The 22,760-nt window shown below is 36.6% G+C and carries 20 protein-coding genes; all 20 read right to left on the bottom strand.

Translation table 11 applies throughout. The annotated features are described in order from the left end of the window. Positions 1-30: 30 nt before the first annotated feature. Complete coding sequence (locus tag QUG14_RS01100; protein ID WP_289344038.1) at positions 31-243, bottom strand: sterol carrier protein domain-containing protein; 213 nt, start codon at positions 241-243, stop codon at positions 31-33. 59 nt (positions 244-302) lie between these two features. Continuing rightward, positions 303-1,202, bottom strand: a complete 900-nt coding sequence (locus QUG14_RS01095) for a DMT family transporter (RefSeq protein ID WP_289338583.1) — start codon at positions 1,200-1,202, stop codon at positions 303-305. Positions 1,203-1,232: 30 nt separating this feature from the next. Further along, a complete protein-coding gene (locus QUG14_RS01090; RefSeq protein WP_289338581.1) occupies positions 1,233-2,504 on the bottom strand; it encodes an NAD(P)/FAD-dependent oxidoreductase in 1,272 nt (423 codons plus the stop codon). A gap of 133 nt (positions 2,505-2,637) precedes the next feature. Next, a complete protein-coding gene (locus tag QUG14_RS01085) occupies positions 2,638-3,567 on the bottom strand; it encodes a carbohydrate kinase family protein (protein ID WP_289338580.1) in 930 nt (309 codons plus the stop codon). A 159-nt stretch (positions 3,568-3,726) separates the two neighbouring features. Beyond that, positions 3,727-4,458 (bottom strand): GntR family transcriptional regulator, encoded by a 732-nt coding sequence (locus tag QUG14_RS01080; RefSeq protein WP_289338579.1) that lies wholly within the window; start codon positions 4,456-4,458, stop codon positions 3,727-3,729. 47 nt (positions 4,459-4,505) lie between these two features. Continuing rightward, positions 4,506-6,713: a dihydroxy-acid dehydratase domain-containing protein gene (locus tag QUG14_RS01075; protein WP_289338577.1), complete on the bottom strand. Its 2,208-nt coding sequence runs from the start codon at positions 6,711-6,713 to the stop codon at positions 4,506-4,508. A 20-nt stretch (positions 6,714-6,733) separates the two neighbouring features. Continuing rightward, on the bottom strand, positions 6,734-7,423 hold the full coding sequence (locus QUG14_RS01070) for a polysaccharide deacetylase family protein (RefSeq protein ID WP_289338575.1): 690 nt from the start codon (positions 7,421-7,423) through the stop codon (positions 6,734-6,736). A 23-nt stretch (positions 7,424-7,446) separates the two neighbouring features. Beyond that, positions 7,447-8,220: an SDR family NAD(P)-dependent oxidoreductase gene (locus QUG14_RS01065; RefSeq protein ID WP_289338573.1), complete on the bottom strand. Its 774-nt coding sequence runs from the start codon at positions 8,218-8,220 to the stop codon at positions 7,447-7,449. Between the two features lie 32 nt (positions 8,221-8,252). Continuing rightward, positions 8,253-9,653 carry a family 4 glycosyl hydrolase gene (locus QUG14_RS01060; RefSeq protein WP_289338571.1) on the bottom strand — a complete coding sequence of 467 codons (1,401 nt, stop codon included), beginning with the start codon at positions 9,651-9,653 and terminating at the stop codon, positions 8,253-8,255. Further along, a complete protein-coding gene (locus tag QUG14_RS01055) occupies positions 9,646-10,167 on the bottom strand; it encodes a hypothetical protein (protein WP_289338569.1) in 522 nt (173 codons plus the stop codon). The genes QUG14_RS01060 and QUG14_RS01055 overlap by 8 nt, the downstream gene beginning before the upstream one ends. After that, positions 10,164-10,670: a hypothetical protein gene (locus QUG14_RS01050; protein ID WP_289338567.1), complete on the bottom strand. Its 507-nt coding sequence runs from the start codon at positions 10,668-10,670 to the stop codon at positions 10,164-10,166. The genes QUG14_RS01055 and QUG14_RS01050 overlap by 4 nt, the downstream gene beginning before the upstream one ends. A gap of 13 nt (positions 10,671-10,683) precedes the next feature. After that, on the bottom strand, positions 10,684-11,358 hold the full coding sequence (locus tag QUG14_RS01045) for a polysaccharide deacetylase family protein (RefSeq protein WP_289338565.1): 675 nt from the start codon (positions 11,356-11,358) through the stop codon (positions 10,684-10,686). 10 nt (positions 11,359-11,368) lie between these two features. After that, complete coding sequence (locus tag QUG14_RS01040) at positions 11,369-11,713, bottom strand: hypothetical protein (protein WP_289338564.1); 345 nt, start codon at positions 11,711-11,713, stop codon at positions 11,369-11,371. 35 nt (positions 11,714-11,748) lie between these two features. After that, positions 11,749-12,579: a carbohydrate ABC transporter permease gene (locus QUG14_RS01035; protein WP_289338563.1), complete on the bottom strand. Its 831-nt coding sequence runs from the start codon at positions 12,577-12,579 to the stop codon at positions 11,749-11,751. Positions 12,580-12,608: 29 nt separating this feature from the next. Then, on the bottom strand, positions 12,609-13,592 hold the full coding sequence (locus tag QUG14_RS01030) for a carbohydrate ABC transporter permease (RefSeq protein ID WP_289338562.1): 984 nt from the start codon (positions 13,590-13,592) through the stop codon (positions 12,609-12,611). Positions 13,593-13,654: 62 nt separating this feature from the next. Then, positions 13,655-14,986 carry an ABC transporter substrate-binding protein gene (locus QUG14_RS01025; RefSeq protein ID WP_289338561.1) on the bottom strand — a complete coding sequence of 444 codons (1,332 nt, stop codon included), beginning with the start codon at positions 14,984-14,986 and terminating at the stop codon, positions 13,655-13,657. Between the two features lie 19 nt (positions 14,987-15,005). Further along, the gene (locus QUG14_RS01020) at positions 15,006-16,004 is read right to left on the bottom strand and encodes a 2-hydroxyacid dehydrogenase (protein WP_289338560.1); all 999 of its coding nucleotides are present in this window, start codon (positions 16,002-16,004) and stop codon (positions 15,006-15,008) included. A 264-nt stretch (positions 16,005-16,268) separates the two neighbouring features. Further along, the gene (locus QUG14_RS01015) at positions 16,269-16,856 is read right to left on the bottom strand and encodes a flavin reductase family protein (protein WP_289338559.1); all 588 of its coding nucleotides are present in this window, start codon (positions 16,854-16,856) and stop codon (positions 16,269-16,271) included. A gap of 1,319 nt (positions 16,857-18,175) precedes the next feature. Beyond that, positions 18,176-20,926 (bottom strand): FIMAH domain-containing protein, encoded by a 2,751-nt coding sequence (locus QUG14_RS01010; protein WP_289338558.1) that lies wholly within the window; start codon positions 20,924-20,926, stop codon positions 18,176-18,178. Between the two features lie 395 nt (positions 20,927-21,321). Then, positions 21,322-22,596 (bottom strand): mechanosensitive ion channel family protein, encoded by a 1,275-nt coding sequence (locus QUG14_RS01005; RefSeq protein ID WP_289338557.1) that lies wholly within the window; start codon positions 22,594-22,596, stop codon positions 21,322-21,324. Positions 22,597-22,760 lie beyond the last annotated feature (164 nt).

The following is a 22,760-nucleotide window of genomic DNA, read 5'->3' as shown; positions in this document are numbered from 1 at the left end:
TCCTCCCTTTGGAAACTTGTTCGTTATTAGTTAAAGTTTGACCTTACAGATTAAAAAAAAAAAATCAGAAAAGTAAGGTGACTGCCTTTCAATTAGGTTTTCTAAAACCTCAACTGATTGTTGATCACCTAACAAACGGCCTATTTTTGCCATGTAAGATGGTCTTTTATATCCAAGTAGTTTCCAATTTCCTCTTTTTGAGTTCTTTCTAGTCGACTCATAATTAAACCTCCGATAATAAATTGAGTCTATCTAACAAAACTCTCTGACTCCCTACCCACACTTTATAATCAGTAGATAATTCAATTATTTTTAATTAATAAATTTCTTATTGCTTTTCTCTCGATCAAGACAACACCACCGAGTACAAGGCACCCGCCAATAAGCAGTCTCCAGGTAATCATTTCATCAAGCAAAATCACACAAGAAATGACTTCAATGATTGGAATTGTATATAAAATAGCACTTGCACGTGCCATCGATATATGAGTTAGCCCTTTATTCCATAGCCAATAAGCCAGAGTGGTTGGTAAAAGAGATAAGTAGAATACACTTCCTACAACCTTCCAGGATAATGTAGGCCAACCAATTACCCTGATTTCTACAATAGCAAGAGGAAGCATCATTAAGGACCCTAGGAAAAGAGTTAAAGCGGTAAACCAGTCAATTGGTAAATGTAATTCCCCTTTTGGTCGCTTTAATTGAGCCATATATATTGCCCACAACAAACAACTAAATAAAATAAGGATATCGCCTAAAATAGAACTTCCTCTTTCAATATCAGATTGGATAGATATAATTAACACTCCAAGTAATCCGAGTAACAAGGAAGCAATTTCTGTTCTACTTATTGATTCTTTTAGGTAAAATACCCCTAGTAATAGGGTAAATAAAGGCATTGTTGCACCTAAAATACTTACATGTAAACCGCTTGTAAGCTCAATCCCCCAATATCCCAATATTAAAGTTCCACCAACCCCGGTAAAAGATAAGCTCCATAGACGCTTCCAAGGTATGTTTCTTTTTTGACCAAAAAGACTTGACTTATATTGAGCTAGTGGAAAAAGTACTAAACAAGCAACAAACAGTCGTAAAAAACTTAATGTAAATGGAGGAATACTCACCAAAGCCCATTTTGTTGGAGGAATTGTGGTTCCCCATAATACAACTGAGGCTATGACGATGAGAACATATTTGTTCATCGGTTCTCTCACCTCTTTAGTTCCCTCTTTTTATGCTAATTTATCAAGTAATTTGTAATACATTTCAACAACATTAATGATAAGAGCCCTCTGCCCGTGAAAGGGGATTTCCTTTAAGGGGAGTTTTTCTAGTTTGCTTTTTACCCGGTCCTCTTGTGTAATGTTTTGAGCTATGACCTTGCCCAAAAGTGTTGTGATAGCCGCCCCATGTCCAGCACAACCTACCGCAAAATGTGTTCCATTTTCCAATTGACCAACATGAGGGAAAAAATCTGAAGTCATCCCTAAAAGTCCTCCCCACTTATATTCAACCGAGAAACCCTCTAATTCAGGGAACACCTTTAGTAACTCTGTATGAACATCTTCATAGGTTTGGTTATTTTCAACTCCACGAATACTATCTTTTCCGCCAAAAATCAGACGATAATCAGGCGTTAATCTGAAATAATTGAGAAAATTCTTTGTGTCAAATATCATGCGATTATTTGGGATTAATTTTTTTGCAAGTCTAGGTGGGAGTGGTTCAGTTGCAATCATATAGCTCGCAATTGGCAAGACCGATCTTGATAATTTTTTTATAAGACCCTCAGTATATCCATTTGTTGCAATTACAAGATGTTTTGCCTTTATAGCTCCTGAAGTAGTTCTTACTATGGTGTATTTTGAGGAGTAATGAATATCAATTACTTGGGAATTTTCGTAAATAGTTCCATCCAGTTTTTCTACAGCTTTAGCTAAGCCAAGAGCATAGTTTAAAGGATGAAAAGAAAAGCTTTGGGGATCTAAAAGACCGCCATGATACAAAGATGAATCAAGTACAAATGGCATATCTTTTTTTTCAATAATTGCAGTTTTGTAGTTGCAATACTTTTGTAAAAATTCCTGCTCCCTTTTCAAAGCATCCATATGCTTGGTTTTATATGCGGCTAAAAAATGGCCGTTTCTATTGAAATCGCACGATATTCCGCGATCCTTTATTATGCTCTCAACGAGATTAATACTTTCTAAGGAGAATTTAAACAATTCCTTAGCAGCCGATATGCCATATTGATTAGCAATTGTAGTCATAGAATGGTGATATCCTGGAAGTATCATACCTGCATTCCGTCCGCTCGCTCCCCAACCTACCTCGTACTGTTCGAGAACAACTGCTTTTACCCCTTTTTTTAAAAGATGGTATGCAGTTGAAAGACCTGTGAATCCTCCACCGATAATGACTGCATCTGTCTCTACTTCCCCATCTAATGTGTTCTTTATATTACGATAATTTGAAGTTGCTTCCCATAACAATGTTGCATTCATTTCAGCTACAGCCTCCTGATTTCAAATATCAAAAGTTAGAAAATAAAAACAGTCATATCAAGTCGGCTCCTAACCGGGTCTGTAAATATTTTTCTGGTCACTTTTAAAGATATTAGCTTTTTATCGGATTTTCCTATTTGTTCATTAGTTCTTGAAGTGTAGGATAAGTTGTTCGATTACTTTGAGTGATTACAAGAGAAGCTAAAGTATTTCCAAGTACTAACCGATTTGAAGGATCATCTCCACGTCGGGCAGCGAATAAATAACCCATATCAAAAACATCGCCTGCCCCAGTGGTATCAACTGCCCTTACATTCTTTCCACTCTCAATGATAATTTTTCCATCTTTTATCATTGCAGCACCTTTTGACCCAAGCTTCACAACCACTTCACCACAAAATTGACTAACAAAAAGTAATGCATCTCGCCAGTTTTGTTTCCCAGTAAGATGACATAGCTCAGTTTCATTCGGCATAAACACATCAACGTACTTAAGTAGCTCAAACGTTTGTGAAACTGTATATTCAGACCATCCATTAGGGTCCCAACTCGGATCAAAATAGATCTTCTTTCCAAGAGCTCTCTGTTCTTTTGCTACCACTAGTGCCTCGGCTAAAGAAAACTTTGGGAGCAAATACGTGCCGCATATAACAATTTCTTTACATTCTTTAAGCAAGTGCTTGTTTTTGTGGTACATCTCTAAATCAAAATGATCATGTGCACCTGTAACCGTAGTGATTGCACGAGAGCCATCCTTATTAACGACGACAAACCCTATACATGTTTGGTGATTCGCCAACCTTTCTATTCCCTTTGCCTCAAGACCGCGTTCAATAAGTGCTTTTACCAAAAAATTCCCGTAATCGTCCTGGCCAACGCTTGAAAGGATTACTGAGGGAATGTTCAGATTGTATAGTGCCAACGCCATATATCCAGCTGTTCCTGCAATGCGCTGTTCATAACGGTCAGCCAAAATTTCGGTATCCCATTTAGGTGCTTCATTAACATTTCCAATCATAATATCAATGTTGTAATTCCCAATAATTCCAACTGGATTCTCCATAACCATCACCAACTAATTTGTTTTTTAATTTAACAACCCAATTAAAATTTACTTTTATTCAATTCCAGTACAGAACTCGAAAAATATGGAAGAATAATTTACATAAAGGGTTGATGGGTCAACCCTACAAATAGGAGAATCTTCAATTACTTGAAGATACTAAAGAAGTTCAGTATAAAAACGACAACGATCTCCACGGATTAAAGACCGGCAAAATTCAACAGGAACTCCTTGATTATCATAAGCAATGCGTTCCAAAAGTAGAGCAGGATTTCCTTCTCCTACCTGTAAAATCATGCTTTCATGACTACGAATAAGGACAGGTTCGAAAATTTCCTTTGCTTTTGTTACGTAAATCCCATATTTATTCTGCATCACATCATACAAGGAATTATTTTCTAGCATTTTTACTGAAAGATTGGGAAATAAGTCCTTTGGGATAAATGAAGTTTCTAAAATAATGGGGTCATCTCCACTGCACCGCAAACGCTTCAATTCATATACTTTCTTGTGATCAGAAATCTGTAATTTTTTTGAAATTCCTAGTCTGGGATCATTTTCTTTAAATTCAAGTATTATGTCTCTTGGATTTAGTCCTCTTTTTTTCATCACTTTACTAAAACTATAAAAATTTGTTAGTGATTGTTCAATTTTAGGAGCAGATACAAAGGTACCCTTGCCCTGAATTCTAGTAAGCCATCCTTCTTGAACAAGCTCATCCAATGCTTTTTTAACTGTATTCCTACTAATATTGTATTCCTGCTGTAATTGAATTTCGGAAGGAATCATATCATCAGGTTTCCAATTTCCAGATTCTATATTTTCTAATAATATTTCTTTCAATTGATAATACAACGGTATAACGCTATCGTGACTAAGTTTTTTTTCCATAGATATAGCACACCTCTTTATATTTACCTATTTGGTTAAATCAAACTTTACTTTTTTTCATTTATACTCTTACAATGAAACTCAGCTTCATTATGAAAATCAATATTCGCTGCTTCATAGACTGAGATAGGTACAACCCCGTGAGCAGCATCTGTATGCCCAGTTAAATGATTACTTGTTGCTACACGAAGCTTACGTTTTTTTATAGCTTTTATTCGATCTGAAGCTACTTTTTGTCTTACTATTTTAACCTCAGAGAATCCATTAAAGTCGAGTTTTCCCTTTAAAAATGACTCTGGATTAATAAAGTGAATTTGTTTTCCACTAAGATCAATAAATAGTAAATCACCCGTTTGGAGATAGAGAATTCCACCATCCTGCAGTGCTTCTGGTGTTACATGGCCGACAGCCGCACCGAGTGTTACACCTGAATAACGCCCATCACTTACAATTGTCACCAATTTCTTAAGTTTTCGATTGGCATTAATATGCTGCATCGGGGTATACATTTCCGGCATACCAAAGGCATCAGGTCCCTGTCCTGAGATGACTACAGTCAGTTTTAATGCTCCGAATTCAACCATCTGATCAAACAACTCATTATATGGTAGGATACTAAATTCTACGAAATTATCAGGATCATTATGCTTTAAAACTGCAAGTAGGTGTTCGTGACAGAATTTTTGTGTCCGTTTAATATCTTCTAAAAACTGTAAATCAAGTAAGCTGTGATTTGCTGCTTCTTCATTTTCGAAGTAAAGTACAAAGTTAACTTTTTGATCAAAAGAGTTAAGCTGAGGTGTAGACATACCACTTATTTTAACAACTGCACTTTCAAAAAAGTTCCCGGTGAGTACATCCACTCCACTGAAAGGACGTCTCGGAGAAGAAAGTATAACCCGATCCTTCTCTACCAGGTCTGCAGATAAGTGAGACTGTTTAACAAGCCGCTCGCCCCAAGTAGTCCCAGTTACAGTAGGAGCATCTAAATCCATTGGAACCCCATTTTGCAGTAATTCATAAAATAAGGTCTCCATCCCTTTGCTACTTCCACTGCAACACTGTCTTGCCAGCTTAAAAATATCACGACCCTCTGTTAAGCTGTAATCAAATAAATCTGGAATCGGATATTCTTGACGAATTCGATCATAGTCCCAAAGACTAAAGGTAAATCCTCCATAAAGCATACCTGCTACAATATGCATCATTAAATTAGTCGATCCTCCAGATGCACTATGAATACGAATTGCGTTTTTAATATTTGTTGCCAGCAAATTTGTTACACTAAACTTAGGATTATTGATTAATAGAGCTAGACTGTCTACCGCCTTATGGAGTTGTTCACGAGAAGGTGACTGAGTTAATAGCTCAAGTGCCGGATGAACTAGTCCAAGACCTGAGATCATATGGCGTGAACTGTTGCCGGTTCCATTAAATGCACAAACTCCACCGTCTTTACTGCATGTGCTAACTGCTAATCTTTTTTCAAAATCTTTCTGTTCAACTTTCGAAATAATACCTTTTTCCTTTGCCCTTTCAAATACTCCTTGAAATGAGGTATTGGTTGAACACACCAGAACATAATTTAAGGTATCACGAATGTCTTCAGCAATATCAGCTGCCCCTAAAAAGTCAGCACGTTCTGCAACTTTCATCAGTTCCTCAATAAGGTCCTCTGGATAGCTTCCACCACTCATTACATGTGCTGGAGCAAATGTGGCAAAAAAAGGTGACTCTCCACGATAACGCCTTACACGGTCAACTTGTGCTAAGGCACTTACTACACCTATTGGTTGTTTATCACACCCTTGAATCACAAACGCTCCATGGTAACTGTGGGATTCGATTTGATTTACAATCATTTGTGCAACAGCATTACGGCTTTGGAGAGAATAACTCATCCCCTGATTATCTTGTGCAGTCCCATCACACATTACCGGTGTTGAAAACTGGAATGGTACCCCGCCGTTTTGCCAGATTCGTAGAGCAACAATAGCAATTGTTTGGTAATCCATTATATGAGCTGGATGATCAGCAGATCCACCAATGATCGCAATCCTTGGAGCATTTTCTTCCAATCGATCATATATATTTTCTAATGTCCAATCAGGCTTCGGGCCATCAAAGCCAGAACCCATATTCTGTTTGGAACGGTCCAAAAGACCGGCTACTGTAATTGGCTCATTCGATTTTCCAATAACCGTATCACGATAAGGATTAATTAGATTTTCAATATGAGGATATATAACTGCCATAGAGCTTTTCTCCCTTAATATTAGTTTGCAATTCTGTGAATCTTACTATTTCCAAATAAAAAGCGATATCCTGCATTTTTGATATAACTGGCCGCCACAGGATTGCTATTAAACTGAGCACCGCCAAGCCAGCAATAAACAGCAACTTCTTGTTGGAGCTTTTCTTCTAAAATGTGTTTTGATTCTACAATTTCTCTTTTCATTACATCATCAGGAGTGTCTAATGAAATGCGGTAGTGACTACGTGTATGACTGCAAATAACATGTTTTTTTGCTACATGTCGAACTTCATCCCAAGTCATCGCATAACGTTGATCCTGACTATATTCATCAAACTGATCAATATCAATACTATGATTTCTGGCATATTCTTTCTGTTGTTCTATTGGTGTATCCACGAAATCAGTAATAATGTGGTACCACCCAACAAATCCATATTTTTCGAGCAAAGGTAAAGCAATATCATAATTGTTCCGATATGCTTCAAACATGGAAAGGACAAGTCCAGGTTTATCTTTTTTCCACTTTTTTGTTATAAAAAATTCATTAAGATCTTCCAAAGTAACAGGTGAGAAATTTTGCTGGTAATATTGGAGTTCTCTTTCTAACCGACTTTTATCTGCTAAATGCGTATTATGATAATTAATTGCACGAATATATTGTCCACGTAACAAATTCTCTTGAACTTCTTTAAGCATCGTGTTTTCCAAAATAATCCTCCTCTACTTAACCATTACGACCAAGCGAATCTTGGGTTTTGGACGCAAAATTTTCCACCACTAATCTCCATATATGTACCTGTCATATAGGAGGACACATCTGATGCCATAAAGGCAACTGCATTTGCAATATCCTCTGGCTTTCCTAACTTACCAAGAGGGATAGTTTGGATCATATTATCGATGTTTTTTTCGATAATAGGACCTGTCATAGGTGTTTCTATTACACCAGGAACATATGCATTCACTCGAATATTAAAAGGAGCAAGTTCAGCAGCAAAAGTTTTAGTCAAACTTAAAATTGCAGCCTTGGAAGCAGCATACGCACCACTTCCTGCGGAAGGGATAAAGGCAGCAAATGATGCGGCATTTAGAATAACTCCACTTCCATTTTCTTGCATATAACTTGCAGCAATCTTCGAACCTTGCCACACTGACTTCAAATTGATATGCATAACCTCATCCCACTCATATTCTGTCATTTCCAACAGTTTTTTTTGAGGATAGATTCCTGCATTATTAATCCAAATATCGATCCGACCTAAACGCTTAATAGTATTTTTAGCAAACCTCTCTATTTCCTCATGATTTGATGCGTCTGCACATTCAAATACAATTTGATGACCTTTAAAGGCGAGCTCTTCAACAAGAGCCGCCCCTTTATCTTTGTTTCTTCCACAAACACTAACATGACAGCCTTCTTCTAAAAGGCAGCTCGCTATAGCCTTACCAATTCCAGTAGTTCCTCCGGTGATTACGACTGACTTCCCCTGTAAACCTAACTCCATTTTCCCACCCACTTATTAATAACTAGGTTAAATTAATTTTGAATCACTTTTTCTCCAAAAAATTGTGGTAAATGTTGTTTGTGTGCTTCTAGCAACTCATCCGTTAATTTTTCGGCTACTTCTTCGCTTGTTACCGCACCATCTAGGAGCATCGCTTCGATCACATAATTTCGATTTCCGCTTATAGCTGCTTCTACAGTAAGATCTACGACTGAAAGACGTTTTCTAATAATAGAAGCTAGCGTTTCAGGGAAGTCAGGGATGAACATTTGATAGAACCCATTTCCTGTTGCAACTGCAGGCATTTCCAAAACGGAGTTAGATGGGAGATTAGGTACAGCTCCGTTATTTGGACAATTAATATAAAAAGTTTTCCGTTCATCATTATAAAGAGACCTTAAAATTTCAACTAACTGCTCATGCTCGCCCTCTGTACGATTGAACAAACCGCTATCCACTTCCAGATCCCCTGCAGCCTGGTCAATCATATTACTGTATACCCTATCTCCACGCTCAATGACTGCTTCGAATGGAAACGCATTTTCGCCAAGGACATGATTGTAATAATTGCCTTGTGGAAAGCGTTCTGGGAAAAATTCAACTACATGGCGGTCCAAAACGGCTGGTACAGCCCCGTATTTTTCATAAAAAGCCCATGAGAATGGATTATCCATAAACTGTGGTACCTCTGTATCTTCTAGCATTGGATTGAAGAAATTATATTCGTGACCTGCTTTAGCCACTTTTTCCTTTTGTTCACTAAGTACCTTATTTACTAGTGGCCAAGCATTTTTTCCCTCCACTCGTAGATCATATAGGAAAGTAAGATGATTTAATCCCACTCCAATAGATGATATTTGATCAACGTCTACACTTAAGAATCTAGATAAATATTTTTCAAGATAAATAGATCCATGGCAGAGACCAATAACCGGAAAGTCTACAACTTTTCTTAAAGCTGAAATGATCGCTGTCATTGGATTAGAATAATTAAAGAAGTAGGCATCAGGACAAAGTTCTTTTACATCCTTTGCCACTTCGATCATTGTCGGAATCAACCGTAGTGCTCTTGAAATTCCTCCAGGCATTGTTGTATCGCCAACTGGTTGAAAGATTCCGTATTTACGTGGAATAAAAACATCGTTCTCCCATGCACGACGTCCACCAACCGCAATTGTCGTAACCACAACATCCGCACCTGGAAGCAACTCACGTCGATCTTGCGAAGAACTAATCACAATATCCGCGTTCATTTTGGCAACCATTTTCTTTGCTAAAAGAGTGATAGAATCTAATGCCTTTTTATCAATATCTACCAATCCCACTTCCCAGGAACCAAAGTCTTTTGCCTGAATAAAGTCAGCAAGTAACCCTTGTGTAAAAACAGCACTTCCCGCACCAATTAAGACTATTTTTTTTCTATCTTTATTCATATTTAATTCCCCCATTGTTTGATAAAGTATTAGCAAATGCTTTACAAACTTCTATAAAAAATACACGTAATAACTCTGTCTGCTTACCTACATCTGTTTCTTCCATTAATGCCCTATGCTGTTGAGGAGTTAAAAAAAGTTTAACAAAGGGAGTTTCTTCTTTATTTAGCTCATATTGCTCTGAGGGTTGAATATTATTCCAAACTTGATCAAAAAGTTCACGATTACTGTTCAGATCGACTTCAGCAAAAATACCGGCCTGCTTTTTATAACTATATATTGCACCAAAATAGATATAAAGTTCCTTCTGATTCTTTTTATTACTCAAAAAGCATCGATATCCAGCTGCATATGAACCAAAATTATCCTTTGCTTGATTATCCAGTATTACTTCAAAGGTATCACCATTTGCAGTTTCAATTACATTCTTTACTGTTCTAGTAAAGTTAAATAAGGATAAAAGATCATCGAGCTGAAATTGAAAGGGTTGTAAGTCAATTGAGTTTTTTATCATTTGTTCCCCTTTCTTCCTGCACGTAATAATGCATCACAACAGGAAATAAAATATTTTTGAACTAATTCAGCTTGCGTAACTGCTGAATGTTCTTCCATTACTTGACTAAGATGGTCATCTGGAATGAATAATTTCAAATAATCACTTTCTTCTTTATTAACTTTATAAAAAGACGAATCTTCAATTTGATCCCAGATCTGTTCATATACCTGGAGATTATTGTTTCTATCAAGTTCAACCATTAACCCAACTTTTGTTTTGGGTAAAAAAATAAAGCCAAAGTGAATGTAGAGTGATAGATTGCTATTAAGTTCCTTTATAGAACATCGGTAACCGAACCAATGAGGGCCGTTATTATCCTTTGCTTTATAATTAATTTCACTGGAAAAGCGATCCTTAGGAACCGTACTCGCAACATACTTAAGGACTTCATTGCATTTATGAAAAGAGAGAAGCATCGGTATCTCCAACCGAAAAGCTCTTTGTTCCGTATTAATTAACATCCCTTTATTCACCTCATTTATTAATTTTTTCAATCTTCAGATTACTAAATAAATAGCGGTAGCCAGCCTGATGGAGATAACTTGCCGCATATGGATTTCCTGCGAACTCTTTCCCTCCAAGCCAAACGAATGCAGATATTTCGGACTGTATTTGCTCCTCGATTTCAAACTTTGAGCCAATAATTTCCCTTACCATATCCTCATCAGTTGAAGATTCTATTAGTTCACTATGTGTTTTAGTATGACTGGCAATGACATGACGCTTGCTTAGTTCACGCACCTCATCCCATGATAGAGCAAAACGGGCATCCTCATATTCATTTGTGCCAAGTAATAAGGTATGGTCTGATGCATATTTCTTTTGCTGATTAGCTGGTATACTTAAAAACTCTGTGGCCAAAAAAAACCATCCAATAAAATCGTATTTTTCTAGAATAGGATACATAGTATCAAAGTTATTCCGATATCCGTTATAAAAATTGATAATTAAGCCAGGCTTTTTCTTATTCCATCGTTTCGTCTCAAAAAACTCATCTAAATCTTCTTCAGAAACTGGCTCAAAATGGTCGCGATAAAAAGCAAACTGACTTTCGTACTCTTCTACCCGGAAATAGGGAGTATTATGGAAATTTATTGATCGGATATAACTTCCATTAAGTATGAATGGATTCATTTTTGTTTGTTCCATATTTTTCATCTTATTTTGGAGTTCCTGGATTTATCGAAAAATACTTTTCTGCCAGTAATTCAAATGCTTTAGCAACATCAAGCTCAGTCAACTCATGACCTTCTTTTTGTAGGTAAGATAGTAATTCGTTTGCTGCCTTTGCTAACAGTAGGTTAAACATCGGATCTCCTGATTGAATTGATTGAGTATCACCTTGATCATTGGTCAAATCATCAAGCAACAAATAAACAGGGATTCCCTCTTCACCATAGTTGCGATTACTACAATAATCATAAAGGGTTTGAAACTCTTCCTTAGTAAAGATTAGTTTTTCTAATTGTTCTAGTAATATATCTGACGTAAGCTTAGCACTCATTAAGATCCACCTCATTTAGATTGTAAATTCCATCATTACTTGGAACCGGTAAGCGAAATTCCTTCTATAAAGCTCTTTTGAGCAATTAAAAAAATGATTATCATTGGTAAGACAGACATTACAGAAGCCGTAACCAACTGATCAAATCTTCCAAAATGTTCACTTAAGAATGAGTTAAGACCAATTGGCAGTGTCATGTACTCCTGAGAATTGATCGAAATAAGCGGCCATAAAAATGAATCCCAACTTTCCATGAAAAGGAGGATACTTAGTGTTGCAAGAGCCGGCTTTACAACTGGCAAAACGATTGTGAAAAAAATTCGAAAATGTGAGCATCCATCCATTTTAGCTGCTTCGATTAGTTCATTCGGTACATCTAACATGAATTGCCTCATTAAAAATATTCCAAAAATGTTATAGAAATAAGGAACTGTTAAGACATAATAAGAATCAACCCAACCAATTTTCATCATAATGGTAAACAAAGGAATCATCAGAACTTGATAAGGAATAATCATTGTCACCAAAATGATTGTAATGACATATTTTCGTCCCCAAAAACGATATTTTGCGAGCACATATCCGACTAAAGAACTGGTTAAGACACCTACAAATGTATTTAAAACTCCAATAAACACACTATTTGAAAGGTAATGCCAAAATGGCATAACCTCCAATACTTTTTCATAATTGGACAGGGAGAAGCTTTTCGGAAACCATGTTGGTGGAACTTGCAGTAATTCGCCTGCAGGTTTAAAAGATGACAACAACATCCACCAGAATGGAAGCATCATTACCATGGCTCCTAACAGCAGCAGTGTAAATTGCAGGAATTTGAACTTTTTAAACCGATAAGTCCTCTGCACCTTTTTCTCTCCTTTCTATAAAACAGTCATCAATGTATACCTTCATTTTTATCTGTTCGAGTTAAGAACCACTGAATGAGTGTAACCAATAAAACGATTACAAACATTACGACAGCTATAGCAGATGCATAGCCAATCTCCGAATTGGTAATCCCTTGACGGATAATATACAGAACAAGAACCATCGTACTGTTTCCTGGGCCACCATCGGTTATGACTTTAATAGGATCAAATATTTTGAATGCTCCAATTGTTGAAACAATACCTACAAAAATTAAAATTGGTTTCAATAAAGGCAACGTAATGTATCGAAAAATTTGAAACTTATTAGCCCCATCTACTGTAGCAGCCTCATAGTAGGTTTTCGGTATATTTCGTAAGGCAGCTAAGAAAATGACAGCATAAAACCCCACATCTTTCCAGATTTGGATTGCACTAATAGAAGGCAATGCTTGTTTTGATGCTGTGAGAAAACCTTGTGTGGGCAACCCCACCAGATTCAATAAGTAATTGAATAGTCCGTAACTTGGATTGTATAGCCAAGACCATACAATACTTATCGCAACCATCGAAGTGACGACAGGCAAAAAGTAAAACAAGGTAAAAGTTTCTCGTATTTTCTTATTAAATGAATTAAGTAATAGAGCTGCCGCAAGAGATAAGACAAGAGTAGTTGGCACAATGTAAAGGAAAGCAAAAATTGTATTTTTAAGGGCAATATGAAAAGTAGGATCACTTAGCAATCTTTTATAATTTTCTAGACCAATAAAACTTTCTTCGCTATATGCTAAATTTGCATCAGTAAAACTATTTTTAAAGGTAAGAAAAATTGGATAGAACATAAATGTAAAAAACCAAACAGCGGTTGGAATCAACACCACTAGAATAAAAAATTTACTCTGAAATCTATCGTGTTCAATAGTAGTTTTTATCTTTGATAATCCCCTGACTCTTTCCATCTTCTTTTCCAATTCTTTTTTTCCAATTTGCTCAGATATCCTAGTATCATTCAAACAACGCCCCCTCCTTTTCAAATAAAGGGAGGGAATAGAATTCTCTCCCATTTAGCTAAATTTTATTTTTTATTATTTCTTTCAATCATTTGATTTGCTTGGTCTTCCATATTTTTCAAACCTTCATCAGCTGATACTTCTCCTTGTAATATGGCAGCGAGGTTTTGACGAACAATTGTCCAAATTAATTGGCTAGTATCTCCAGTATAAGCACCAGCGTCACGCCCATTACTACTAATCATTGTTGAGATCGTAATCGCTTTTTCTATTGAACCTACTGTAGGATCATAATTACTGTTAACAGCGGCATCTGTTCTAGAAGAAATAGATCCTACCTCTTTTGTCCAATAATCTTGATTTTCTTTTTGTAGTAAGAATTTCACTAGTTCCCAAGACTCTTCAGGATGTTTTGATTTAGAACTCACCAGATATCCCCATCCGCCTTCAGTTACAAAGTATGGTTTTGAACCATCAACAAATGGAGGGAGGTTAAAATACTGGTATTTAAAATCTTGGACATCCGAACTGATACTAGCCGCATACCAAGGTGCCCCTATAGTCATGGCGACTGATTTTCCTACAAAACCATCAAACCGTTTACTAAAACCTTTATCATGTACTCTGTTTTCACCTGTAATTAAGCCTTGCATAAATTCAATAGCTTTTTTCGCTTCTGGAGATGTAAAGTTGACTTTAACATTCTGTTCATCTCGATAGTCTCCTCCATACTGCCAAATTAATGATAAAAACATGGCCTCTTCCTGACCACCAATTACACCTAAACCTGCTTGTTTCATATTTCCATTCTCAATCACCGTTAATTTTTCAGAAAAATCCTGGAGCTCCGCCCAAGATGCAGGTCCATTATTTTTAATCCAGGACTCAGGAATGGTTAGTCCTGCTTTATTTACCAAATCTTCGCTTATTAACAAGCCTGGAGACTCCATGGAAATTTCGTTAGGAAGACCATAATATTTCCCATTATAAGTTCGGTTCTTTAAACTATCAGAAGTAAAAGTCTTTTCAATTTCTTCTTTACTCATTACACTTTCCGGGACTGGAAGAATCTTTCCTCCTTGAGCCAATTTAATTGAGCTTCCGAACATCTCAAGAACGTCAGGTGCGTTTCCAGTATTAAAAGCTGTACTCACTTTGGTTGAATACTCCGGAAAAGATTCCAATTTAACCTTGATGTTTGGATTTTCCTTTTCAAACTTGTCAATTAATGTTTGTGCGGCTTTCTTATATGTTGGATCTGATTGTGTCCAAAATTTGATATTTACCTCTTTTCCATTACCGGAATTAGACGTTTCTTTAGAACATCCAATTAAAATAGAAGAAATCAAAGCCACAGCAAATAAAGTTGAAAGAAACCATTTTACCTTTTTTCTCATTATCCTCACCCCAAATATTTTAATTTTTTGAAACGACAGGATTTATTATGTGTAAAACCTCTTCCCCTTTAAAAAAGGAAACTAGATTTTTTGCAGCACCTTCTGCACATGCATAGATTTGCTGATCTGCTAACCCTCCAATATGCGGTGTAAGTACTACGTTGTTTAGATCAAAAAACTTACTTTCTTTTAATGGCTCATCTTTGTAAACATCTAGTGCAGCACCTGCTATTTCCCCTTGCGCCAATGCATTGTACAGGGCGTCTTCATCTATTATTTGCCCTCTTGAACTATTAATGATATAACTAGTTTGTTTCATTAAATGAAGCTCTCGGTCACTAATCAAATGAAAAGTTTCAGCACTTAGAGGACAACAGATTACAACAATATCAGAATTGCAAAGTAATTCCTCTTTCGATACAAAAGTTAAATTATATCGATCGACTATCTCTTGTCTCTTTGTTCGAACGTAGGAGATGATTTTCATATCAAACCCAATTGCTCTTTTTGCTACAGCTTGACCTATCGATCCCATTCCTATAATACCAATGGTTTTTCCAGATACAGCGGTACTTTTTTCTACACCATTGACCCATTCACCTGCGCGAATTGCTCTATCCCCTTTTACGATTTGACGCATAACGGCAAGGATCTGCCCCCAGATAAAGTCTGCAACCGCATTAAAGCTTAATCCAGGCATATTGAAAACAGATATCCCTTTATCAGTAGCAGCGCTTACATCAATATGGTTAAATCCAGTACAATTTAAGGAAATCACTTCTAATCTATCAGCCTTTTCTAAAACGCGAGATGTAACGGTGTGATCCCCCCCGAGAATAGCTCCATCAAAACCTTTAATGGCCTTGGCTAGATCATCCTCTGTCCATTTCTTTCTCTCACCTGCGGGGATTGTAATTACTTCACAATCTAATTCTCGAAGCACCTCATATGCCCCATTTTCAGTTTCAAATGTGTTGGAGGCTATCAGAATTCTTTTTCTTTGCGGTTTTTCCTTCATTTACCCCACCCTTTAATTAATATGAAGTTTTTTTGGTTTTCTTTTTGTTGAACTAGTTGAAGTTTGCGTGCATTTGGAGTCGTCTACTGCTATAGTTGGAGTTTTGTTGGTCTAGTTGGAATAAGTTGGGTCAATTTTACAAAGAGGCTTAATCTATTTAAGAATGTAACATATAACAGGTTGATGGGTCAACCCAATTTTCTAAAAATTTAGAATATTATTTTTATATATTATACAACCATTATTTTTTGTTGTATTAATTGATTAAAGTGTAAAAATATTTTGTATATGTGTGTAGTTTCCTGCTAATCGTCCTACTGGTTGTAATTTTATCAAATCAAGTTTGCCATTTTGATAGGATTCATTTTGTACACAGATATGTACAACCTTACCAATGACTAAATGATCCTTCCCTAATGGAATGATGTTCTCGAGTTTACACTCAAACTGAATAGGTGACTCTTTTACACCAGGAGGATTTACTATAGTGCTTTTTAGCTTATTCACACCTGCCACAATAAACTCATCTATACACGGGTCATAATTTTTAGAACTTTTCTCCATTTCTTGAATTAAATTATAAGGTACAAAATTAACAACAAATTCATATGTATCCCTGATATTTGTTAACGTGTCTTTGGGTATCCCATTTCGATCCCCTTCTCCTGATCCAATAGAAATACAGAGCATAGGGGGCTTTGAGGAAGCAACTGTGAAAAAACTAAAAGGAGCCAGATTAAATAAACCTTTTTTGCTTACAGTTGAAACCCATGCAATGGGCCTTGGGGATACAGCCCCGCTCATTAGTTTATATAATTCACTTTCTGATAACGTAGAAGGATTGAGATGCATTTTTCTTTCCTCCAATAAATTTAAGTCAAATCTTTAAACTAACTTGTTACCAATACATAATTTAGTCTTTACATAAACATACTGTATACGGGTTGTTGGGTCAACCTAATTTTCAGAATATTACGTATATTATATTCATATAATATTTCAGTTTAATTAAAGGTCATTTAGTTATTTAGTATATAAATAGAAAAACACACTAGTGAAAAATTGAACTGTGATCTATAAAATGAACAGCCTAATAAGACCTAATTTAATATGCTAGCAAATGACTCTGGAATTGAACAGTGTCACTGAAAAATTCCATTAAAATCAATCAAAACTTTCATAATATTAAGGACTTGCCCTTTTTTTGTTTTATTATTAAGGTATCTATTCAGGCGGTAGTCACGATCATTCAAAAACAACGTCTATAACGTTCAATCAAATTGTTCCACATGATATCTTTTGCGATGAATTAATGAACTGGTTAACTCCTCCTTTGGATTTGATGAACTAGAAATATAAGGCAGAAACGATTTCGATCACATGCGCATGTTCAAATATATATTATTGAAAACAATGTATGACCGGTCTCATGTTGATTGTGGTTAAGCGTTCATAATATGACTTGTATTTTAAGTATTTCCTCGGCATGGGAGAATTCCTTGGGCTAAACTAGCAGGATATTGATTTTGATAATCTTGAAATAATGTAAAACAAACTTTCCAAGAAGTAAAAAAGGTTGAATTAAGGTTTAAAGAATCGAGTAAAAGTAGATCGATTACTAAAAACCCTCCCCTTCTCTGAACGATTAGGTCATTCAACAATCGGAATAACAATGGATACTTATACCGAATATGCATAAAGAAGCCGCCTAACAATTTGAGCAGCTTATAAAATAACCATATTTTAATTATTAAAAAATATCCACTGTTACCAAAATGTGACCAAAGAAGATAATTTTACATTTTTCAAAGCTAAAATTAAACTTCAAGATAAAAACTCACAAATCCTTATATATTAAGGTTGGCGGGACTGCCTGGGAATCGAACCCAGCTAGCCTGGCACGCAGGCTACGGACATTTTTGAAGACTGTGGAGGACGCCATTGGTCAAACCTACTACAAGTACCCCAGTTCAGGGGGACTCGGCAGCCTCTTGTTAGTTTTTTAGACAGTTTCCCCTCAAACTTCACAGTCTCCATTCTTGAATAAATATTGACTTAAGACAATTAAAAACATTATCCAATCTAGAAATAATAAAGGATAATGAAAAAGAAGACTGCAAAAAAGTCACAATCATTGCGAACTTTTGAAGCAGTCTTCTTTTTTAATTTATCTAGTTCCACTTTTTAACTAAGTACGTAACGTTAGCATTAAGAATCCCAAACGCTTTTTCTGAAATAAACTCTTGTTTTTTATGATGATCAAGCATTTGTTTAAAGTTGTTCAAGTGATGTACCGCTTTTTCCAAATCACCTTTTTGCTCGAAATGGCTTACTGAATTTAAATGAGCCTGTAAAGATTGTTCCACACCATTGTTTGCAAACTCACCCTCTGACTTATATCGACCTACAAGTGAAATCATCTCATCTACAGATGTCGGTATACCCTCCAGGACCATTACAGAATTAAATATCCAGTGATTTTTAGAATTACCGGAAAACTGTAACTCTACGATTTTACCAAATTCACCGCCATTCACAACGAATGGCATCATTTTATATTCCCCAGCAGCCGTTCCACCTGTTTCAGCCACCTTCGTTCCATCAACAGAGATGACGGTCGTATTTTGACTGTACTGTCGATCTCCAGATAAAACATAAACCGTGTGGTATCCTGCAGGGACAGTGAGACCTAGTGTTGCCGGGCTGAAATTAGCAATGAAATCTCTTCGTAAAGCATCAACTGTTCCTCGATCTCGGCTATCAGGTACAGTACCAATCCATCCATATCCTTTTCCTGTATCCCATTTTTCTAACGGTGACAATCTTTTAAATTGTTCAAAAACAGTACTGGAAGCAGTCCCGGCATCGAATGCATAAAGTAAATCTTCTGCCTTTGGCACCGCCAAAATTTCTACTTCTTTTTCAATCTTATTACTATCATCTGAGGCAGAAACAGCCAATTTGAATAACCCAGGTTCCGCCACCTTAGGTGGGGTTACAGGGATCGTAACCTCTTTGGATTCCATACTGTCTAGCAGTACAGTAACTGGGGTGCTTATCCAACCACTTGGAGTATTAGCACTTATCGTCACTGTTTTAGTAGAATCGGTATTGTTGTCAACGCTTGTACTTAGAGAATACTGATTGCCATATAAGAAGACATTACTATTAAGTTCTACTTCCCCAAGATCTAGCGGTGGAACAACTTGAATCTCCAACCGAACGACTTTATTTCTTATTTCCGGGAACGTTGCTTCTACAACAGCACTGCCTTTTTTTGTGAAATCCTCAGGATTATAGGACCATGTTACAGGTGTATCAAAGGTAGTATCTTTTGTAGTTGTCACATTCACCGTACTTGGTAGGTTCGGAATTTCACCTACTAACACTTTTTCAGGTATTTCCGTATTGATTGTGACATTATAATATAACCATTCAGAGGCTGGATTCCAACGATCATAGTACTCAATATTAATTGTATGGTTCGTACTCACTTGAATCGGCAGCCAAACATATCGAGAGTTTGGACCGGCGGAACCATTACTGCTGATTCTCCATCGGTCACCCATATAGATGAACTGACCTTTTTCAGCATCTACTGTAATGATACTTGTCGGTTGGGAGTCATAGCCTTTTGTACCTGCTTTAGCAAACGGATCTCCTACCCTTTCCCACTTTTCCCCAACGGGAAGAATCATGGTTTTTGAACGATAGTAAATGACATTCGTCGAATTCCAGCCATCTGTTCCTGAAGTTAACATATAATAGTACCCATTATAATATAACACGGAGGACGCTTCTCGATGTTGGTCAGGCAGGGCTCTATAGTTGTAATCCGTTCCAGGAACAGCTTCCCCACCTGCAACTGCTGGACCCGTATACTCAGAATTTAGTAATGAAACATACATCTCTGCATTCATTTCACTAGAATAAACAGCGTAAGCGTCATCAACACTGTCATTATTTACGTCTTTACCGTAATCGACAAAGACCGTATAATCCCGTGATTCACCATATCGATCAGAAGGAGTCACACCTTCTGTCCAGTTCATTCTTGTTGCAGTAACCAATTTAAAAGGACCAAATGGTGTATCCGATTCGGCAAATGCCATTAATGCTTTCCCATAACGACTGCCAGTGTTGAGATCATTTGGTCTTGCTCCGTTTTTTACCCACTTAACTAAATCAGTATTTTGATAAGTCGGACCATCTGCATGGTAGGCTATAACAAATTTGCCAGTTTGTTTGTTATACAGCATTTTTGGACGTTCCGTTATGTTATAACGGCCGTACAGATTTTCAAATGCCAATCTTAAATTTGTTTCATCATACTCTTCCGCAATTCTATTTTCTTTTTCAGTCCATTTAGTAACATACGCTTCTAGGAAGTCTTTCGCCATGGTGATTTGAGATTGAGTTACGTCTGCAGTAGGTTCCGTCAAGTTCCCCCACTCTTTTAATTCTGCTAAACTAGCAGCATTGTATTCAAGTTCCGTTCCACTCTCACTCACGTTAACTGGTAGTTTGTCGTGCATACGAAGCACAGTTCCCATGTCTTTCCAATTATACAAATCTTCAGAAACATAGGCTTTGACTCCCTCAACGGGGCGAGTGGCACTTGTCTTATCCTCACCATACCAGAACCAGAAATCCTTCGTTAAATTCCCATCCCCGTCTACATCAAAATCGATTTCTTTCTCATTAAGTTTTTGAACGGATCCACCGTGTGCTTCAATTAAATTCCCTTCCGTATCCCTCCAGTCAACTCCAGGTTGAATAGAATCATAGATTGAGACTGCAGTCGAACTTGGATTCACTTCATTTGCATTTGTCATATTTGGAAAACCAGAAAATAACAACGAAGCTGTTAATAGAATAGACGACGTAGCTTTTAAACCTTTATTGCTTCTTATTTTCACCACTACTACTTTTCCTCCCTTTTAAGTATTCTGTTGCCCAATGAATAAACTCCTTACACCTCCAAAAAGAATAGAAGATTGATAACGCTTTCAATCCATTTAAAGTTTATCAAAGAGCCATCTATGTAAACTGTAAAATTTTTTACCAATTGTACGACTTATTTGACACAATTTAAAAAATTCAAAAATATCCACCTTCCATACAAAGGCTATAAAAATTAAAAACAAAAAATCTCCGCCCAATGAAGTGCGAAGATTGATTTACTAGGTATTTAGTGAATTTGTAACAATTTCTACTCTATAACTAAAATAAGACTTAATAGATTATATCCCAAGTTAGAAGAAGAACTCACTTGGGTATTTTCTTAGTGTGCTTTTGATCTCCAATTGCAATACTGCTATGAGTAGTTATCTGTACCTCGCCCCCTTATCTTCCCTCCAAAATCCTCCATCATATTTCGAAAGTCATTCCCAGATGGATTCTGGAAGATAAGCAGCTCAAATTCCGGTGCAACGGCAAAGAGATGGTCAAAGATATCGGATTGGATTGATTCATACACATCCCAGCGAATATCATTGGTAAAGGCATAAATCTCTAGTGGCAATCCATTTTCAGTTGGCGCCAATTGTCTTACGAGTAAGGTCATTTCTTGACTGATTCCTGGGTGATGTTGAAGATAGTAGTTCATGTACGCTCTGAAAACACCGATATTGGTGAGTGCTCGGCCATTCACTGGATTATCCAGATTAATTTCATGCCTGGTATTGTATTCAGCAATTTCCTGTTCTTTGGAAGTGATGTACTCAGAAAGATATTGGATCGTTTTGAATTTCTCAATCATTTCTTCGGTGCAAAACTTTATACTTTTGGTGTCAATAAACAACGATCGTTTAATTCGTCGTCCACCAGAAACTTGCATTCCTCGCCAGTTTTTAAAAGAGTCAGAAATAAGAGCATAACTTGGGATGGTCGTGATCGTTTTATCAAAGTTTTGGACTTTTACCGTATTCAACGAGATATCAATGATGTCTCCATCGGCATCATATTTAGGCATTTCAATCCAATCACCGACGCGTACCATATCATTGGCCGCTAATTGAATACCGGCTACAAGTCCTAACAGCGAATCTTTAAACACGAGCAGAAGAACAGCTGATAAAGCACCAATCCCGCTGAGAAGGATAAAAGGACTCTCCCCCATCAAATTGGCAATAATGACGATTCCTCCGAGAATAAAAATACTGATTTGAATGACCTGAATATAGCCCTTGATTGGCTTAATTTTAGAGATCTCGAAGGTTAAGTAAATATCATTAAATGCTTCCAAAAAGCTGTTCGTGACCATTAACCCGACAATGATTATATAGATAACCGCGCCTTTCTCAATCACAGATTGAAAGTCAGGAAAGGTTGAAGAAAAGTAATAGACAATAATAGCCGGAACAATATGTGATAACCTGTGAAAAACTTTTCTCTCCAAAAGCACATTATCCCACTCAATTTTGTTATTGGTAATAATGTGCGTGATGACCCTTAGTACGACTTTCTTCGTGATAAAATTTGTAACGATACAGAGAATCCCTATAAAAAGAATAAGAATCATCACAGCAAGAAAATCCGTAAGGTCAGGGTCCATACCATATTCAAGCAGTCGGTCGTAAATGAGCTTCATATTTTTCCCCACCCTTTCCTATCATACGTAGTAAGTAAGTCATCACTCCCCATACACTTTTTAGTTTCCCTTCTATTCCATGCATTCATGTATGTATTGGAAATAGTTTCTTCAGGTAAACCCTTTTCACAGACAAATGATAACATATCGGTATTATTTAATAT

The organism is Neobacillus sp. CF12 (genome assembly GCF_030348765.1).
Classification (GTDB): domain Bacteria; phylum Bacillota; class Bacilli; order Bacillales; family Cytobacillaceae; genus Neobacillus.
Note: the sequence above shows the minus strand (reverse complement) of the source record. Positions and strands in the feature narration are given on the sequence as shown.

Coding starts and splice junctions, on each gene's coding strand:
- QUG14_RS01020 (WP_289338560.1), bottom strand. CDS start 16,004: ATGAAGGAAAAACCGCAAAGAAAAAGAATTCTGATAGCCTCCAACACA.
- QUG14_RS01085 (WP_289338580.1), bottom strand. CDS start 3,567: ATGGAGAATCCAGTTGGAATTATTGGGAATTACAACATTGATATTATG.
- QUG14_RS01090 (WP_289338581.1), bottom strand. CDS start 2,504: ATGAATGCAACATTGTTATGGGAAGCAACTTCAAATTATCGTAATATA.
- QUG14_RS01065 (WP_289338573.1), bottom strand. CDS start 8,220: ATGGAGTTAGGTTTACAGGGGAAGTCAGTCGTAATCACCGGAGGAACT.
- QUG14_RS01045 (WP_289338565.1), bottom strand. CDS start 11,358: ATGGAACAAACAAAAATGAATCCATTCATACTTAATGGAAGTTATATC.
- QUG14_RS01095 (WP_289338583.1), bottom strand. CDS start 1,202: ATGAACAAATATGTTCTCATCGTCATAGCCTCAGTTGTATTATGGGGA.
- QUG14_RS01050 (WP_289338567.1), bottom strand. CDS start 10,670: ATGTTAATTAATACGGAACAAAGAGCTTTTCGGTTGGAGATACCGATG.
- QUG14_RS01075 (WP_289338577.1), bottom strand. CDS start 6,713: ATGGCAGTTATATATCCTCATATTGAAAATCTAATTAATCCTTATCGT.
- QUG14_RS01055 (WP_289338569.1), bottom strand. CDS start 10,167: ATGATAAAAAACTCAATTGACTTACAACCCTTTCAATTTCAGCTCGAT.
- QUG14_RS01005 (WP_289338557.1), bottom strand. CDS start 22,596: ATGAAGCTCATTTACGACCGACTGCTTGAATATGGTATGGACCCTGAC.
- QUG14_RS01080 (WP_289338579.1), bottom strand. CDS start 4,458: ATGGAAAAAAAACTTAGTCACGATAGCGTTATACCGTTGTATTATCAA.
- QUG14_RS01025 (WP_289338561.1), bottom strand. CDS start 14,986: ATGAGAAAAAAGGTAAAATGGTTTCTTTCAACTTTATTTGCTGTGGCT.
- QUG14_RS01060 (WP_289338571.1), bottom strand. CDS start 9,653: ATGAATAAAGATAGAAAAAAAATAGTCTTAATTGGTGCGGGAAGTGCT.
- QUG14_RS01015 (WP_289338559.1), bottom strand. CDS start 16,856: ATGCATCTCAATCCTTCTACGTTATCAGAAAGTGAATTATATAAACTA.
- QUG14_RS01040 (WP_289338564.1), bottom strand. CDS start 11,713: ATGAGTGCTAAGCTTACGTCAGATATATTACTAGAACAATTAGAAAAA.